Annotated in this window: 15 protein-coding genes; 2 read left to right on the plus strand and 13 right to left on the minus strand. The window is 61.3% G+C overall.

Translation table 11 applies throughout. From position 1 onward, the window contains the following. Nucleotides 1-58 precede the first annotated feature (58 nt). Both MM194_RS11600 and MM194_RS11605 read right to left on the minus strand, forming a co-directional pair. The gene (locus tag MM194_RS11600) at nucleotides 59-544 is read right to left on the minus strand and encodes a 2TM domain-containing protein (protein WP_241343642.1); all 486 of its coding nucleotides are present in this window, start codon (nucleotides 542-544) and stop codon (nucleotides 59-61) included. 129 nt (nucleotides 545-673) lie between these two features. Further along, nucleotides 674-1,663, minus strand: a complete 990-nt coding sequence (locus MM194_RS11605; protein ID WP_241343643.1) for a luciferase-like monooxygenase — start codon at nucleotides 1,661-1,663, stop codon at nucleotides 674-676. A 257-nt stretch (nucleotides 1,664-1,920) separates the two neighbouring features. Between MM194_RS11605 and MM194_RS11610 the strand changes: the two genes are divergently transcribed. Next, nucleotides 1,921-4,821, plus strand: coding sequence for an HD domain-containing phosphohydrolase (locus MM194_RS11610; protein WP_241343644.1), 2,901 nt, complete (start codon nucleotides 1,921-1,923; stop codon nucleotides 4,819-4,821). Between the two features lie 257 nt (nucleotides 4,822-5,078). Here the strand turns inward: MM194_RS11610 and cgtA are convergent, their stop codons facing one another. The 3 genes from cgtA to rplU all read right to left on the minus strand — a co-directional run bounded on the left by cgtA (nucleotide 5,079) and on the right by rplU (nucleotide 7,061). Next, entirely contained in the window at nucleotides 5,079-6,284 is a 1,206-nt protein-coding gene (cgtA, locus tag MM194_RS11615) for an Obg family GTPase CgtA (RefSeq protein ID WP_033130529.1), read from the minus strand. Between the two features lie 188 nt (nucleotides 6,285-6,472). Further along, the gene (gene rpmA, locus MM194_RS11620) at nucleotides 6,473-6,730 is read right to left on the minus strand and encodes a 50S ribosomal protein L27 (protein WP_005911261.1); all 258 of its coding nucleotides are present in this window, start codon (nucleotides 6,728-6,730) and stop codon (nucleotides 6,473-6,475) included. A gap of 19 nt (nucleotides 6,731-6,749) precedes the next feature. After that, entirely contained in the window at nucleotides 6,750-7,061 is a 312-nt protein-coding gene (gene rplU, locus MM194_RS11625) for a 50S ribosomal protein L21 (protein ID WP_033130528.1), read from the minus strand. Between the two features lie 242 nt (nucleotides 7,062-7,303). Between rplU and ispB the strand changes: the two genes are divergently transcribed. Next, on the plus strand, nucleotides 7,304-8,275 hold the full coding sequence (gene ispB / locus MM194_RS11630) for an octaprenyl diphosphate synthase (protein WP_241343645.1): 972 nt from the start codon (nucleotides 7,304-7,306) through the stop codon (nucleotides 8,273-8,275). 104 nt (nucleotides 8,276-8,379) lie between these two features. On the opposite strand, the gene MM194_RS11635 is transcribed toward ispB, so the two are convergent. From MM194_RS11635 to MM194_RS21960, 8 genes are all read right to left on the minus strand, one after another. Beyond that, a complete protein-coding gene (locus MM194_RS11635) occupies nucleotides 8,380-8,568 on the minus strand; it encodes a DUF2065 family protein (RefSeq protein ID WP_241343646.1) in 189 nt (62 codons plus the stop codon). A 106-nt stretch (nucleotides 8,569-8,674) separates the two neighbouring features. Beyond that, nucleotides 8,675-9,559 carry a protease modulator HflC gene (gene hflC, locus MM194_RS11640; RefSeq protein ID WP_241343647.1) on the minus strand — a complete coding sequence of 295 codons (885 nt, stop codon included), beginning with the start codon at nucleotides 9,557-9,559 and terminating at the stop codon, nucleotides 8,675-8,677. A gap of 3 nt (nucleotides 9,560-9,562) precedes the next feature. Further along, nucleotides 9,563-10,714: an FtsH protease activity modulator HflK gene (gene hflK / locus MM194_RS11645; protein ID WP_033128771.1), complete on the minus strand. Its 1,152-nt coding sequence runs from the start codon at nucleotides 10,712-10,714 to the stop codon at nucleotides 9,563-9,565. 91 nt (nucleotides 10,715-10,805) lie between these two features. After that, on the minus strand, nucleotides 10,806-12,092 hold the full coding sequence (gene hflX / locus MM194_RS11650; protein ID WP_033128770.1) for a ribosome rescue GTPase HflX: 1,287 nt from the start codon (nucleotides 12,090-12,092) through the stop codon (nucleotides 10,806-10,808). Nucleotides 12,093-12,155: 63 nt separating this feature from the next. Next, nucleotides 12,156-12,419: an RNA chaperone Hfq gene (gene hfq / locus MM194_RS11655; RefSeq protein ID WP_033128769.1), complete on the minus strand. Its 264-nt coding sequence runs from the start codon at nucleotides 12,417-12,419 to the stop codon at nucleotides 12,156-12,158. A gap of 72 nt (nucleotides 12,420-12,491) precedes the next feature. Then, entirely contained in the window at nucleotides 12,492-13,409 is a 918-nt protein-coding gene (gene miaA, locus MM194_RS11660; RefSeq protein ID WP_241343679.1) for a tRNA (adenosine(37)-N6)-dimethylallyltransferase MiaA, read from the minus strand. A gap of 64 nt (nucleotides 13,410-13,473) precedes the next feature. Then, nucleotides 13,474-15,369 (minus strand): DNA mismatch repair endonuclease MutL, encoded by a 1,896-nt coding sequence (gene mutL / locus MM194_RS11665; RefSeq protein WP_033128767.1) that lies wholly within the window; start codon nucleotides 15,367-15,369, stop codon nucleotides 13,474-13,476. 3 nt (nucleotides 15,370-15,372) lie between these two features. Beyond that, nucleotides 15,373-15,495, minus strand: coding sequence for a hypothetical protein (locus MM194_RS21960; RefSeq protein ID WP_274518475.1), 123 nt, complete (start codon nucleotides 15,493-15,495; stop codon nucleotides 15,373-15,375). Nucleotides 15,496-15,509 lie beyond the last annotated feature (14 nt).

The raw sequence follows: 15,509 nt of genomic DNA on the forward strand, positions 1-15,509 counted from the left end.
CGGACAATAAAACGGGCCCGGCAATGCCGGGCCCGTTTCTTATGGATGCACTCCTGGCCTACAGCTTGCGCCCCAGCCGTTTCTCGACCTGACGTCGCTCCCATTCCGGCCCGAACAACTTGAACGGCTGGAACAGATTGATGGCGTGGGACATCAGACCCAATCCCCAACCCAGCATGGGCCACCAGGCCCAGATGTAATCCGGGTTGCTCAGGTAGTTGATGACAAACAGGCCCGTCATCACCAGCACATAGCTGGTGAGGTGACCATAGAAGCCCTTGAGCCCCTCGACAAACTTCATCGCCTCCCGCTCATCCCTGGCCACATGCACTGTCCCCTGACTATCTGTCTCGTTCCCTTTCATCTCGCTCTCCTGCAGTTGAGTCACATCGAGTTCAAAGACGGAGGCCAGGGCCTTGAGGGATTCCAGTCCGGGTGGTTGCCCCTGCTCGATCCGCTGTATGGTGCGCACACTCAGACCGGACAGGGTCGCCAACTGCTCCTGTGACCAACCCCGCTGCAATCTCAATTTCCTGACTATCATCATCGGCTCCTTGTGATTTTGGACAGGACCAGCATAGGGCCGGACGGATGCTCGGCGACACGACAAAGGCCTGACATCAACCTGACTGTCGTGTTAAATCAACACGTTAAATCTCATTCGCCCCATGATTCAGAGGCTCTGCATCAGCTCGGCGGCGATCTCGAACGAGCGCAGCCTGGCCTCATGAGAAACGATGGGGCCGTTGAACATCAGCTCATCGGCGCCGGTTTCCGCCAGCAATGCCTGCAAACCGTGACGGACCCTGTCCCTGTCTCCCACCAGGGAGCGGGCCAGGGTCTGCTCCATCGCCATCAGCTCCCGCGCCGACCACTCCTCCCCCAGCTCCTGCACCGGCAGCGGCAACTTGCCCGCATCCCCCCGATAGAGTCGCAGGAACTGCTGCTGCACCGTGCTAAACAGGAAGCGGGCCTCCCGCTCGGTGTCGGCCGCCACCATGTTGATGCACACCACCGCATAGGGCTTGGGCCAGCGGGGGGAAGGCTGATACTGGCTGCGGTAGAGCGCCAGCGCCTGCAGTAACAAACCGGGCGCGAAGTGGGAGGCAAAGCCGAACGGCAACCCCATGGCAGCCGCCAGCTGAGCGCTGTAGAGGCTGGATCCCAACAGCCAGATCGGCACGTGCAGCCCCTGACCGGGCACCGCCTGCACGGCGCCGACTTCGTCACCGAAGTAGCCCATCAGCTCGCGCACGTCCGCAGGAAAGTCATCCACCTCGCCGCTGCGCTGGCGGCGCAGCGCCTGCATGGTGCGTTGATCCGTGCCGGGCGCACGACCGAGACCGAGATCGATGCGATCCGGGTATAAAGAGGCGAGAGTGCCGAACTGCTCGGCGATCACCAGGGGGGAGTGGTTCGGCAGCATGATGCCGCCGGCCCCCAGCCGCAGTGTGCTGGTGGCACCGGCCAGATGGCCGATGAGCACCGAGGTGGCGGCGCTGGCGATCCCCGGCATGTTGTGGTGCTCCGCCAACCAGTAGCGGTGATAGCCCCACTGCTCGGCATGCCGGGCCAGATCCAGCGAGTGGCGAAATGATTCGGCGGGGACCGAGCCTTCGGGAACAGGTACAAGATCGAGGACGGAATAGGGGATGGCGGACATGGGACACTCCATTGATTCACGGGCAACTCATCAGCGGGCACTGTAGCACGAGATATCTGAATGAATCACGCTGAGATACTGGCGTCACCGGCTCCCGGAGAAACGAATCCGGCCACCGCCAGCTTAAATCTTGAAGATCCTCGAAAGGGTCTGCTTTTTCTCTGATATTCCCGCCAGATGGCTGTGTTTTTTGTCATCTTGCGAGCACACTGTTAGCTGATCATCGCGGGGAGCGCCCGTAGGACAAGGATAGGTCCATGACAAAAACAAGCCTCGGCAGCAAGCCCTTTTACGTACACATTGCCACCCTCTTCATACTGCTGTTCTCCGTGCTGGGGGGCGCCCTCATCATGCTGCAGTTTCAACAGGGCATGCAGCAGGGGCTGGAGCACGAACGGCAAAACTTCCAGCAGTACAGGGAACAGCTGGCGCTCGCCATCAAGCTGAACCAGCGCCCGGCCCGCATGTCCCTGAGCCTGCTGCGCAGTGGTCAGCTGGCCGCCATGACCAGCCTGGAGTCCCGCCTCGGCTATCTACCCCAGCTGGCTGAGGTGCTGGCCAACAGCGCCAGCTATGGCGCCATCTATGCCGGTTACGAGAACGGCGACTTCTTCCTGGTACGCAAGTTGACCGAGCGGGCCAAGGAGCGGCTGGAGCAGGCTCCTCCCACCAGTTATCTGCTGGTGCAGAGCCTGAGTCAGGGCCGGGGAGAGTTCCTCTATTTCAACCAGCGCCTGCGACTGCTGGAGCGGCGGCCCATGCCGGACTACCAGTTCGATCCCCGCGACCGCGGCTGGTACAAGGAGGCTCGCTGGGGTACGGGCATCATAGTGACCCACCCCTATCTCTTCTTCACCACCAAGGAGCCGGGCATGACGCTGGCGGTGGAGAGCGACGATCGCCGGGCGGTGATAGGGCTGGATGCCGGCGTGGAGGGGCTCTCCTCCCTCATCGGCGAGCTGCCCCTGCCCAGCCACTGCCAGCTGGTGCTGTTCGACGAGTTCGGTACCCTGCTGGCGACGGATCCCAAGCGGCTGCCCAGCTTCGAACAGCTGAGTCGCCTGCCCATGCTGTCGGCGCTCAAGCACCCCATACTGGCCAAGCTGCAGCAGGAGATGGCATCCAGACCCACCCTGCTGCACGCGCCGACCGAGCTGACCCTGGCCGCCAAGGATGGCAGCGACTGGCTGGTCAACCTCTCCTCCCTTGACGAGGGTTCCCCCTTCTACCTGGCCCTGCTGGTGCCGGCGGACGTGCTCACCGCACCGGCCCGCCACGACGCCCTGCGCAACCTGGCCTGGGCCCTGGCCGGCCTGCTGCTGCTGCTGCCCGTCATCTGGCTGGTGGCGAGGCGCACCGCCGCCCCCTTGCTGGCACTGACGCAAGAGGCCGAGCGGATCCAGCACTTCGACTTCGGCGAGAGCGAGCGGCCGGACTCGGCGATCCGCGAGATAGACGATCTCGCCCGCGCCATGTCCAGCATGCGGCTGACCCTGGGCAACTTCATGAGCATGGGTCTGGCGCTGGCGGCGGAGCACCGCTTCGATTCCCTGCTCAGCCGCATACTGCACGAGACGGTGGCGGCGGCCCAGGCGGAGGGCGGCTGCCTCTATCTGGCTCAGGACAAGCAGATGAAGGCGGTTCAGGCCATCTGGCAACGGCAGCCCCTGGATTGTGAGCGGGTGCACTGGCAGGAGTCCCTGCTCGGCGGCCTCTATCATTCCGAGCGGCTCAGCCTGCCCCTCAATACCGAGCAGTGGTCGCACTACCTCGCCGACTGGGGCCCCTTCCCCGGTCCCCGCCAGTTGCTGGCCGAGCCCCTCTACAACCACCGCCAGGAGTTGATCGGCTGCCTGTTGCTAATCCTGCCGGACTGCGCACCACGAGAGCTGGCATCGCGTATCAGCCTCATAGAGGCGCTGGCGGGCATGTCCGCCTCCGCCATCGAGAATCAGCGCCTGCTGGAGGAGCAAAAGCAGTTGCTGGAGGCCTTCATCGAGCTCATCGCCGGCGCCATCGACGCCAAGAGCCCCTACACCGGAGGTCACTGCCAGCGCGTGCCCGAACTGACCCGTATGCTGACGGAGGCGGCCTGCGCCCAGCAGCAGGGCCCCTTTGGCGACTTCACCCTCAGCGACGAGGAGTGGGAGGCTATCCATATCGCGAGCTGGCTGCACGACTGCGGCAAGGTCACCACACCTGAGTTCGTGGTGGACAAGGCCACCAAGCTGGAGACCATCTACGACAGGATCCACGAGATCCGCACCCGCTTCGAGGTGCTCAAGCGCGATGCCCATATAGAGGCGCTGGCGGCCCGGCAGCCCGCCTCCGAGCAGCAGGCAGCCCTCGAGGCCGTGGCCCCGACCTGGCAGATGCTGGATCAGGAGTTCGCCTTCGTCGCCGAGTGCAACCTGGGGGGCGAGTGGATGGCACCGGAAAAACTGGCGCGGCTCGATGTCATCGCCAGCCGCACCTGGCTGCGCACCCTGGATGATCGCCTCGGCGTCAGCCCGGAGGAGCTCAGGCGCCATCCCGGCGAGGCGGCTCCGCTGCCCTGCCGCGAGCCGCTGCTGGCCGACAAGCCGCAGCACCTGGTCCCCCGGCCAGACCACGACAACCTGACCGACCACAATCCCTGGGGCTTCAAGGTCAAGGTCCCCACCCATCTCTACAACCGGGGGGAGCATTACAACCTCGCCATCGGCCGTGGCACCCTCACCGAGGAGGAGCGCTACAAGATCAACGATCACATCATCCAGACCATCCGCATGCTGGAGCGGCTCCCCTTCCCCCGCCACCTGCGCAAGGTGCCCGAGATCGCAGGGGGCCATCACGAGCGGATGGATGGCAAGGGCTATCCACGCCAGCTGCTGGGTGAGCAGATGAGCATTCCCGCCCGCATCATGGCCATCGCCGACATCTTCGAGGCGCTGACCGCGAGCGATCGCCCCTACAAGTCGGGCAAGACGGTCTCCCAATCCCTGACCATCATGCGGCACATGGTGCAGGAACAGCACCTGGATCCGGCGCTGTTTGACCTGTTCGTCACCAGCGGAGTCTGGCGGGATTATGCCCTGCGTTTCCTGGCGCCGGAGCAGCTGGACAAGGTCGATGAAGAGGAACTGCGCGGCAGCAAGGCGGCTCACAAGGCAGGCTAGCAGTGTTGTGGCTTGATTGGCTGTTTGGGATGGGCTGACTCTGGCAGCCACTTCCCACTGGGGGTATGGATGCCTGCATATTGCTTGCTGAGCAGGATGCCGACGCTGCCATCCCCTAGCCAGGCGGTGAAACCATCCACAGCTGGCGCTTCCGGCAGATTTAACCACTAAGTCGCCATAAAAAAACCGGAGCCTGTTGCCAGGCTCCGGTTTCTCTCAGGGATGGGCTCGAAAGCCGCACCGCTCAGGCAGGACTATCAGTCGCGAACGTAGATGACTTCGACACCATCATCATCGTCGTCATCGAAGTCGTCGTCATCATCCAGTGCGTCATCGAAGGCTCTGGACGCCGCCAGCGCCTCGGCTTCCGCCTGGGCCAGCTGGTTCTTGTGGTAATCATCCCACTTGAACTCCACCTTCTCGATGGCGGCCTTGGCATCGGCTTCCAGCTGACGGGGCATGGTGTCCAGCAGATCCAGGATGTCGTAGCAGACCTTCTTGGTGCCTTCCTTGCTGATGGCGGTGATCTGATAGACGGGACCTTCGTAGGCCAGCGCGGCCTTGACGCGATCCATCACCTCACCCGCTTCCTCTTCCAGGATGAGATCCATCTTGTTGAACACCAACCAGCGCGGTTTGCCTGCCAGCTCGGGGCTGTACTTCTCCAGCTCCCGGACTATGGTCACGGCATTCTCAGCCGGATCGGAACCGTCAACCGGGCAGATGTCCACCAGGTGGAGCAGCACGCGGCAACGCTCGAGGTGCTTCAGGAAGCGGATGCCGAGACCAGCCCCTTCGGCGGCGCCTTCGATCAGACCCGGAATATCGGCGATGACGAAGGAGCGGGAGTTCTCACCACGCACCACACCAAGGTTCGGCACCAGAGTGGTGAAGGGATAATCGGCCACTTTCGGACGGGCTGCGGATACGGCGCGAATGAAGGTGGACTTGCCCGCATTGGGCAGACCCAGCATGCCGACGTCCGCCAGCAACAGCAGCTCCAGCTTCAGGGTGCGCACTTCACCCGGCGTGCCGTTACTCTTCTGATAGGGGGTACGGTTGACCGAACTCTTGAAACGGGTGTTTCCGAGGCCATGGAAGCCACCTTTGGCGACCAGCAGCTTCTGACCGTGGCTGGTCAGATCCCCCAGCAATTCGCCGGTATCTTCATCGCTGGCACGAGTACCGACGGGCACACGCAGGACGCGATCCTTGCCGCGACGACCGGTACAGTTGGCACTTCTGCCATTCTCACCACGCTCGGCGGCGTGAAAACGTTCGAAACGGTAATCGATCAGGGTGTTCAGGTTCTCGTCGGCAAGCAGGTACACATCGCCGCCGTCGCCACCGTCACCACCGTCCGGGCCACCGTTGGGAATATACAATTCCCGACGGAAGCTCACACAACCGTTACCACCGTCACCGGCATCGACTCGAATCTGGACTTCATCAACAAACTTCATAGGTAACCGTCACCTTAATTCGAAAAACCGATACGCAATTATAGTGGTACAGACCCCTGCGGGCGAGACGCATCTGGCCGATGGGCCCGTCTACGCCGGCTCATCCGCGTGCCGTTTTTTCGTCAAACTCATCAGAAAAACAAAAGCCCCGCCAGGTTGGCGGGGCTTCGGATCCTTGCGGTCCGTAATTACTCAGCAACGATGCTGACGTACTTACGATTCTGCGGACCTTTAACTTCGAACAACACTTTACCGGTCGCGGTAGCGAACAGAGTGTGGTCGGTACCCAGGCCAACGTTGGTGCCAGGGTGGAACTTGGTGCCACGCTGACGAACGATGATGCTGCCTGCCAGTACAGTTTCGCCGCCGAAGCGCTTGACGCCGAGGCGTTTGGCTTCTGAGTCGCGACCGTTGCGGGATGAACCGCCAGCTTTCTTATGTGCCATTTTTCAGATTCCTCTCGAATTAAGCGCTGATGCCAGTGATTTTGACTTCAGTGAACCACTGACGGTGGCCAGCTTGCTTGCGATGGTGCTTACGACGACGGAACTTGACGATAGTCACTTTCTCGCCACGGCCGTGAGCCACAACTTCAGCAATAACCTTGCCACCTTCAACGAAAGGAGCACCTACTTTAAAAGTGTCGCCTGCAGCAACCATCAGAACTTCGTTGAAGTCGATAGTAGCGCCAGTCTCAACGTTCAGCTTTTCCAGACGAACGATTTGACCTTCGGCCACACGGTGTTGTTTTCCGCCGCTTTGGAATACCGCGTACATTTGATTAACTCCGTAAAGGCGTGTCTTTTGCTCAAGGCTAGACACGCGCAAAAACCTATAACAATGGGCCGGCATTCTACGCAAATCGATCTGCTCAGGCAAGGCCAAATTAGCAAAAAGTTTACTTTGTGCGCATATCCGCCGCCGTGAATAAACGCTTAACTGTAACCCATTGTGAAATCGTGTAGAATCCCCGCCATTGCTAAAAACGCAGTAATTGCTGCCGTCACGTTACGAGACTTATGGACCAACAGACTATCCGTGCGCTCTGTGCCGCCGACATGACGGCGGTCAATGAACTGATCCTGGCGAGACTCCAGTCCGATGTCAGCCTGATCAACCAGCTGGGTTTCTACATTGTCAGTGCAGGCGGAAAACGGATGCGCCCCATGCTGACAGTCATGGCCGCCCGCGCACTGGGTTATGAAGGTGAAGATCACCTGAAACTGGCCGCCATCATCGAATTTATCCACACCTCCACCCTGCTGCACGACGACGTTGTCGACGAATCCGACCTGCGCCGCGGCCGGGAGACCGCCAATGCGCTGTTTGGCAATGCCGCCAGCGTGCTGGTCGGTGACTACCTCTACAGCCGCTCCTTCCAGATGATGAGCGAGCTCTCCAACCTGAAGGTGATGGAAATCCTGTCGGATGCCACCAACACCATCGCCGAGGGGGAAGTGTTGCAGCTGATGAACTGCAACGATCCGGACACCACGGAAGAGAGCTACATGACGGTCATCTACTGCAAGACCGCCAAGCTGTTCGAAGCCGCCACCCGCCTCGCCGCCGTGCTGACCCATCAGCCCGCGTCCGTCGAGCAGGCCATGACGAATTACGGCAAGTATCTGGGCACCGCCTTCCAGATCATCGACGACGTCATGGACTACTGCTCCCAGAGCGATGAGATGGGCAAGAACGTCGGCGACGATCTGGCCGAGGGCAAGCCGACCCTGCCGCTGCTGCGGGCCATGGCGGTGGGCTCAGCCGAAGAGCGTCAACTCATCCGCGATGCCATCGAGCATCGCAACGGCATGGACCACCTCGACCGGATCCTGAGCATCCTGGATCGCACCGGTGCCCTCGAGTACTCCCGCCAGCGCGCCCGGGAAGAGGCCGACAAGGCGATTGCCGCCCTCGCCATCCTGCCCGACTCCGAACACAAGCAGGCGCTGGCCACCCTGGCCGAGATGGCGGTACAACGCAGCGCCTGATCGGGCCATCTGCATCCATGAAAAAGAGGCCCTAGGGCCTCTTTTTTGATCTGCGCCTTTGATCTGCACCAAGCGGCACTATCGCCAGACAGTACCCACACCGCTCAGTGAGCCAACGCCCAGAGGATAACGGCGCCCGCCACCACCAGGCAGCCACCGATACGGCGCAACGACTCGGGTGGCTGATCGCTCATCAGCCGCAGCATCTGCTGCCAGGCTCTCGGCATCAGCAGCGGCCCTAAGCCTTCAAACAGCAACAGCAGCCCCAATCCCATCAGGATGGATGTCAGCATCCTGTCTCCTCCCATGAAAAAAGCCACCCGCCTCGGCAGGTGGCTCTCTGTCCTCATGCAAGAAGGGCCTGAATATTCAGGCCCTTCGCTCTTACCGCTTGGCTTGTTACTGCTTGTCGCCGTGAGGAGACTTGAGGTAACGGAAGAACTCGCTGTCCGGCTTCAGGACCATGAGGTCGTTGCCACCGGCGAAGCTCTTGCGATAGGCCTCCATGCTACGCACGAAGCTGAAAAACTCGGGGTCTTTCTTGTAGCTGTCGGCATAGATCCTGGCGGCTTCGGCATCCCCTTCACCACGCAGCTGACGCGCATTACTCTCGGCGTCGGCGATCATGACGGTGACCTTGCGGTCGATGTCGGCACGCAGGATTTCGGCCTGCTCGCGACCCTGGGAGCGGTGCTCACGGGCCACGGCGGTCCGCTCGGCACGCATCCGCTGATAGATGGAGCTGGAGACTTCTACCGGCAGGTTGATCTGCTTGATCCGCACATCCACCACCTTGATGCCGAGCTCGGAGGAGCGCGCCATCTTCATCAGGGCATCTTCCATCACGGTACTGCGCTCACCGGAGACGATGTCCTTGATGGTGCGGTTACCGATCTCGGAACGCAGACCGTTGTTGATCTTGCGCTTGAGCAGGTCTTCGGCCTGGATCTTGTTGCCACCACCGGTTGCCAGGTAGTACTTGGAGAAGTCCTCGATCTTCCACTTCACGTAGGAGTCGATGATGAGGTCTTTCTTCTCTGAGGTGACGAAGCGATCCGCCTGACCTTCCAGAGTCTGGATGCGGGCATCCATCTTGCGAACCTGGTCAATCACCGGCACCTTGAAGTGCAGGCCCGGCTCGTAGAGACGGGGTTCGCCGGAGTCAACCCGCTTCACCTTGCCGAATTGCACGACTATGCCCTTCTGACCTTCATCGACGATGAAGACGGAGGAGAAGCAGACCATGGCGGCCACAGCGATGACACCAATAGCTATTTTCTTCATCTATTAGTTTCTCCCTGTGCTGAAACGGTCACCGCCACGCAGCGGCGTCGGTGTGGAATTGGCCCCTTCGTTGGACGGCTGGGCCGGCTCCACCGCAGGTGTGCCCGCCGGACGTGCCGGTTGCACCGCATTCGCCTTGCCAGACAGCTTGTCCAATGGCAGGTAGATCATGCTGTTGTTGCCAGCAGGCATGTCGACCAGCACCTTGTTGGCTTGCTGATAGAGCTCTTCCATGGTTTCCAGGTAGATACGCTCGCGAGTCAGCTCGGGGGCGGCCTGATACTGGGGCAGCAGCTCGTTGAAGCGAGCGACTTCACCCTTGGCCTTCAGCACGATCTGGGACTTGTAGCCTTCGGCTTCCTGTTCCAGACGCTTGACCGAGCCGCGGGCCTTCGGCTCCACTTCACGGGCATAGGCTTCCGCTTCACGAATGAAACGCTGTTCATCTTCCTGAGCGGAGATGGCGTCATCGAAGGCGTCTTTCACTTCTTCCGGCGGACGCGCCGGCAGGAAGTTGACGTCGACGATCTGCAGGCCCATCTGGTAGGGCTCGATGATGCCATCGATCACCTGCCAGGTCTCCTGACGGACTTTTTCCCGACCCGTGGTCAGGACATCATCCATCTTGGTGTGACCCACCACGTAGCGCAGGGCGCTGTCGGTGGCCTGGCTCAGACTCTCGTCGGCATTGGTGACGCTGAACAGGTACTGCTCCGGGTCGACCACGCGATACTGCACGTCCATCTCGACCCGGACCACGTTCTCGTCCTGGGTCAACATGAAGCCGGAGGCCGGCAGGGAGCGCACAGACTCGACGTCCACCGGGATCACCCGATCGATGAAGGTCGGCTTCCAGCGCAGGCCGGGATCCACGTTATGGGAATACTCCCCAAAGCGCAGTACCACGCCGCGTTCGGCTTCACGGATGGTGTAGAAGCCGCTGACGACCCACACCACCACGGCCACCACCAGCGCGATGGAGAGGCCAAACTTGCCTACATCACCACCACCGGATTTGCCACCGCCGAACAGGCCACCGAAACGGCGGCTCACCTTACGCAGCATTTCATCCAGATCAGGGGGTCCCTGATTCTTGCCGTTATTCCCCCAAGGGTCACGGTCTTTGCCGTTGTTTCCAGGCTCATTCCAAGCCATCAGCGTCTCCATTAATACATGCGGATGGATATCATCTCTACCGGGCCATCGATCGTTGACGAAGCCGCTAAGCCTTCATCTTCATCGACCATCAATGCCTGATAAAGCGTTGTAAACTCTCACCTTCTTGTTTCATGAGGCGGTTCCAGTCGGCCACTTGCAAGCGCACCTCCAGGACAAAATCCCCCTCCTCACTGAAACCTTCCTGCTCGATGCCTTTCAGCCGATAGAGCGCACTGCGCAATCTCGCGGCCGAGGGCGGCAACTGCAGGGTGTGATGGACCATGGATCCGGCCAGCAATTCGGTCAGGGCCGCGAACAGGTATTCGCTCCCCTCACCGGTCTGGGCCGACAGCCAGACCCGCAGTGGACGACCCTCGTCATCCCGCTCCAGGCCGGCCGGACGATCGGTCAGCTTGTCTATCTTGTTACAGATCATCAGCTGGGGACGGTCGTCCGCCTCGATCTCGGCCAGGACTGTCTGCACCGAATCGACATTCTCCTGCATCTGCTCATCGGCACAGTCCACGACGTGCAGCAGCAGGTCCGCTTCGCGGGTCTCCTGCAGCGTCGCCTTGAAGGCCGCGACCAGATCATGGGGCAAGTGCCGAATAAATCCAACTGTATCCGCCAGGATCACATCACCCACATCCTGGATCACCAATTTACGCAGGGTGGGATCCAGAGTTGCGAACAGTTGGTCGGCAGCATACACGCTGGCATCTGTAAGTTGGTTGAACAAAGTGGACTTTCCGGCGTTGGTATAGCCCACCAGAGAAACGGTTGGCACTTCGTTGCGATTGCGGGCGCGACGGCCCTGCTCCCGCTGCTTCGCCACCTTGTCGAGCCGACGCAGGATCGCCTTGATGCGTTCCCGCAACAGGCGTCGGTCGGTTTCAAGCTGAGTTTCACCCGGGCCGCGCAGACCGATCCCGCCCTTCTGACGCTCGAGGTGGGTCCAGCCTCGCACCAGGCGAGTAGAAAGATGACGCAATTGGGCCAGTTCGACCTGCAACTTGCCTTCGTGGGTACGGGCGCGCTGGGCGAAGATATCCAGGATCAGGCCGGTTCTGTCCACCACCCGGCACTGGAACAGACGCTCCAGGTTGCGCTCCTGGGCAGGGGTCAGGGCATGGTTGAAGATGACCACGTCAGCATTCAGCATCTGAACCTGGGACGCGATCTCCTCCGCCTTGCCGCTACCGACAAAAAACTTGGCGCTGGGAGCACTGCGACTGGTGGTGACCACCCCCAGCGCATTGACCCCGGCCGAGCTCACCAGCATCTTGAGCTCTTCCAGATCCTCCCGCTCACCCTCATCGCTGAAGTTGACATGTACCAGAACGGCCTGTTCACCAGCTTCGTAACGGTCAAACAAGCGCTTGCTCCTTAACAGATCTCATGATGAATCCGGGTTGGCGAGCCGGCTCGCCGCGGCATATCACGCCTCGGCTTCACCCTGCTCTTCACCGGCCGCGCCCGGGGCGGGCTGGTGATGATTGACGGCACGGGCCGGCACCACGGTAGAAATGGCGTGCTTGTAAACCATCTGGCTCACGGTGTTCTTCAGCAAGATGACAAACTGGTCAAACGATTCGATCTGACCCTGCAGTTTGATGCCGTTGACCAAATAGATAGAAACTGGAATACGCTCACGGCGCAGCGCATTCAAAAACGGGTCTTGGAGAGATTGCCCCTTAGCCATCTTTCTTTTCCTTATAGTTTGTTGTTTTTAAACACCGGATATTGCTATAACAACCTGATTATACAGGGAGTGTCAAGCCGCACCAGCACGGGCAACAACCCTTGCCAGATTGCCAGACTCACCAGATTCCAACCAGGTCAGATCGGACCAGCCACGTAACCAGGTCATCTGGCGCTTGGCCAGCTGACGGGTGGCAACGATGCCACGATAACGCATCTCATCATATCCCACTTCCCCTGCCAGATAGTCCCACATTTGGCGGTAGCCAACGCAACGAATTGCAGGCAGGTCGGGGTGGAGATCCCCCCGTTCAAACAAGGCTCGCACCTCTTGCTCGAAGCCGTTTTGCAGCATCAGATCGAAGCGTTGCTCGATGCGTTGGTGCAGCACGGCCCGATCGCTCGGCGCGATGGCAAACTGGTGTACCCGATATGGCAATCCTTCCCCCTGCACCTGGGTCAGCTCAGTGAGCGTCTTGCCGCTGATGCGATACACCTCCAGCGCCCGGCTCAGCCGCTGCGGGTCGTTGGGGTGAATGCGCGCGCCGGCCACAGGGTCGATGCGTACCAGCTCATCGTGCAGCGCCTGCCAACCGAGGCGAGCTGCCTCTTCCTCCAGCCCGGCCCGAATGACCGGATCCGCCGGTGGCAGGGGAGAGAGCCCCTCCAGCAACGCCTTGAAATAGAGCATGGTGCCCCCCACCAGCAGCGGGATGCGGCCACGGGCGGCGATCTCGTCCATCTCGCGCAAGGCATCGCGGCAAAAATCCGCCGCCGAATAACTCATGGCCGGATCCAGGATGTCGATCAGTCGGTGCGGCGCCTGCGCCAGCTCGGCGGCGCCCGGCTTGGCGGTGCCGATATCCATGCCGCGATAGATGAGCGCGGAGTCCACGCTGATGATGTCGCAGGGCAGGGCCTGACACAGATTGATGGCGAGATCCGTCTTGCCGGAGGCCGTCGGCCCCATCAGAAAAATTGCATTCGGCAACTCAGCCACGTTCACTTTCCTCTCACACGGCGAATCAGAGGCAAGGAACCCACCCGGAGGGGGGTCATTGCGCTTGGCCGCCATGCGTAAATTCTTCCAGCACAGCCGCCAACGACAAGGGGCGCACCATGCGAATATCTGCCAGTTGGTCACTGAAATTGCTCACAAGTTCCGTCAGCAAACGACTGGCCGTTGAAAAATCATATACTTTTTCGGTGCTTATACCCTGTTCCACCAGCCATTGGCATACTACTTCAGCCAGCTGGTTCCCATCACTGTCAGATCCGCTCTCGATTAACTGCAGCAATTCGGGTAAGAGCCGCACCAGATCGGTCTGGCGCAGCAAGGCGGGCACCCGAGTCAGGATCATGGTGTCGCGCCCACCGCTTTTCAACTCCAGCCCCATGCGTTTGAGCAAACGTTCCTGTTCTTCTACCAACGCAACCAAGGTCTTGGGCAGCTTGAAGGAGACCGGCAGCAGCAAGGGCTGCGCCGCCAGCCCTTGGCCCCAGGCTTCCAGCAGCCAGTGACGCAGCAGCACCCGCTCGGCCCGCACCAGAGAGAGCAGCGCCAGCTGACCATCCCGCTCCAGCAGCAGATAGGATTGCTCCACCAGAGTCAGGGCACGATAGGCCTGCTGCGGCTGGGCTGCCGTGGCGGCACCAACCGGCGCGGCGATGGCCGCGGATCCGGCCTCGGCGATGGGCAGGGTGGTCAGCAAGGCGCCCATGCCGCGCATCGCCTCCCGGCTGGGGGGCTCAGGGGGCTGATAGTGGCCACTGCGAGTCGCGCCGCCCTCCCGCGCCTCCACGGTCTCCCTGACCTGGGCCGGGGAGCGATAGCTGTGCTCGGCGCCATACCACTCCGGGCGCGGCGCCTGACCGGGATATTCTATTTTTGACGCGGATGGCAGTTCAATCTGACTACCAGCCAAGGGTTCTTCCATAGCATTCTCTACCCTGACCTCGCGATGCAGTGCACTGAACAGGGCCTGGAAGATGAAGTCGTGGATGAGACGGGCCTGATGAAAGCGCACCTCGTGCTTGGCCGGATGCACGTTCACGTCCACCTGGCGCGGATCCAGCTCGATGTAGAGCACATAGGCGGCGAAGCGGTCAGCCGGCAGCAACTCGTCATAGGCCTGGCGAATGGCGTGATTGATGAGCTTGTCGCGCATCATGCGGCCGTTGACGTAGGTGTATTGCAGATCGTTCTGCGGCCGGGCACCGGCGGGGGCAGCCAGCCAACCCCAGAGCCGCACGTCGCTGTGCTCGCTCTCCACCGCCAGGGCGTGGTGCATGAAGGGCGTGCCGCAGACGGCGGCGAGGCGACGCTCCTGCTCCGCCACCGTATTGGCAGACTTGTACTGGCGCACCACCTTGCCGTTGTGGCGCAGGATCAGGGTGCAGTCGAAGCGGGAGAGTGCGATGCGGCGCACCAGCTCGTCGATGTGGGCGAACTCGGTCTTCTCGCTGCGCATGAACTTGCGCCTGGCCGGGGTGTTGAAGAAGAGATCCACCACCTCCACCGTGGTGCCCACCGGGTGGGCCGCCGGCTTGACGGTGACGCTCATCTCGCGCCCCTGCGCCTCGGCCTGCCAGGCCTCGGTTTGCTCCGCCGTGCGGGAGGTAAAGGTGAGGCGGGAGACCGAGCTGATGGAAGCGAGCGCCTCCCCTCTGAAGCCCAGGCTGTTGATCCCCTCCAGATCGTCGAGGGTCGCCACCTTGGAGGTGGCGTGGCGCGACAGCGCCAGCACCAGCTCGTCTTTGGCGACACCGCCGCCGTTGTCACGGATGCGGATGAGCTTGGCGCCTCCCTTGTCGATGTCGACCTCGATCCGATCCGCCCCCGCGTCCAGGCTGTTCTCCACCAGCTCCTTCACCACGGAGGAGGGCCGCTCAACCACCTCGCCGGCGGCGATCTGGTTGGCCAGGATCGGTGGCAATATACGGATCGGCATCGCTTACTCCTGACGTTTCATTTTGCGGGATCCAGGCACCTTCACCACGGCGGCGGGCCGCTCCACCTCATCCATGCCAGCGGCGATCTGGTGCGCCAGGATCGGTGGCAATATACGGATCGGCATCGCTGGCTCCCGAT

The sequence above is a fragment of the Aeromonas sp. MR16 genome (assembly GCF_022549315.1).
GTDB classification, from domain to species: domain Bacteria; phylum Pseudomonadota; class Gammaproteobacteria; order Enterobacterales; family Aeromonadaceae; genus Aeromonas; species Aeromonas aquatica.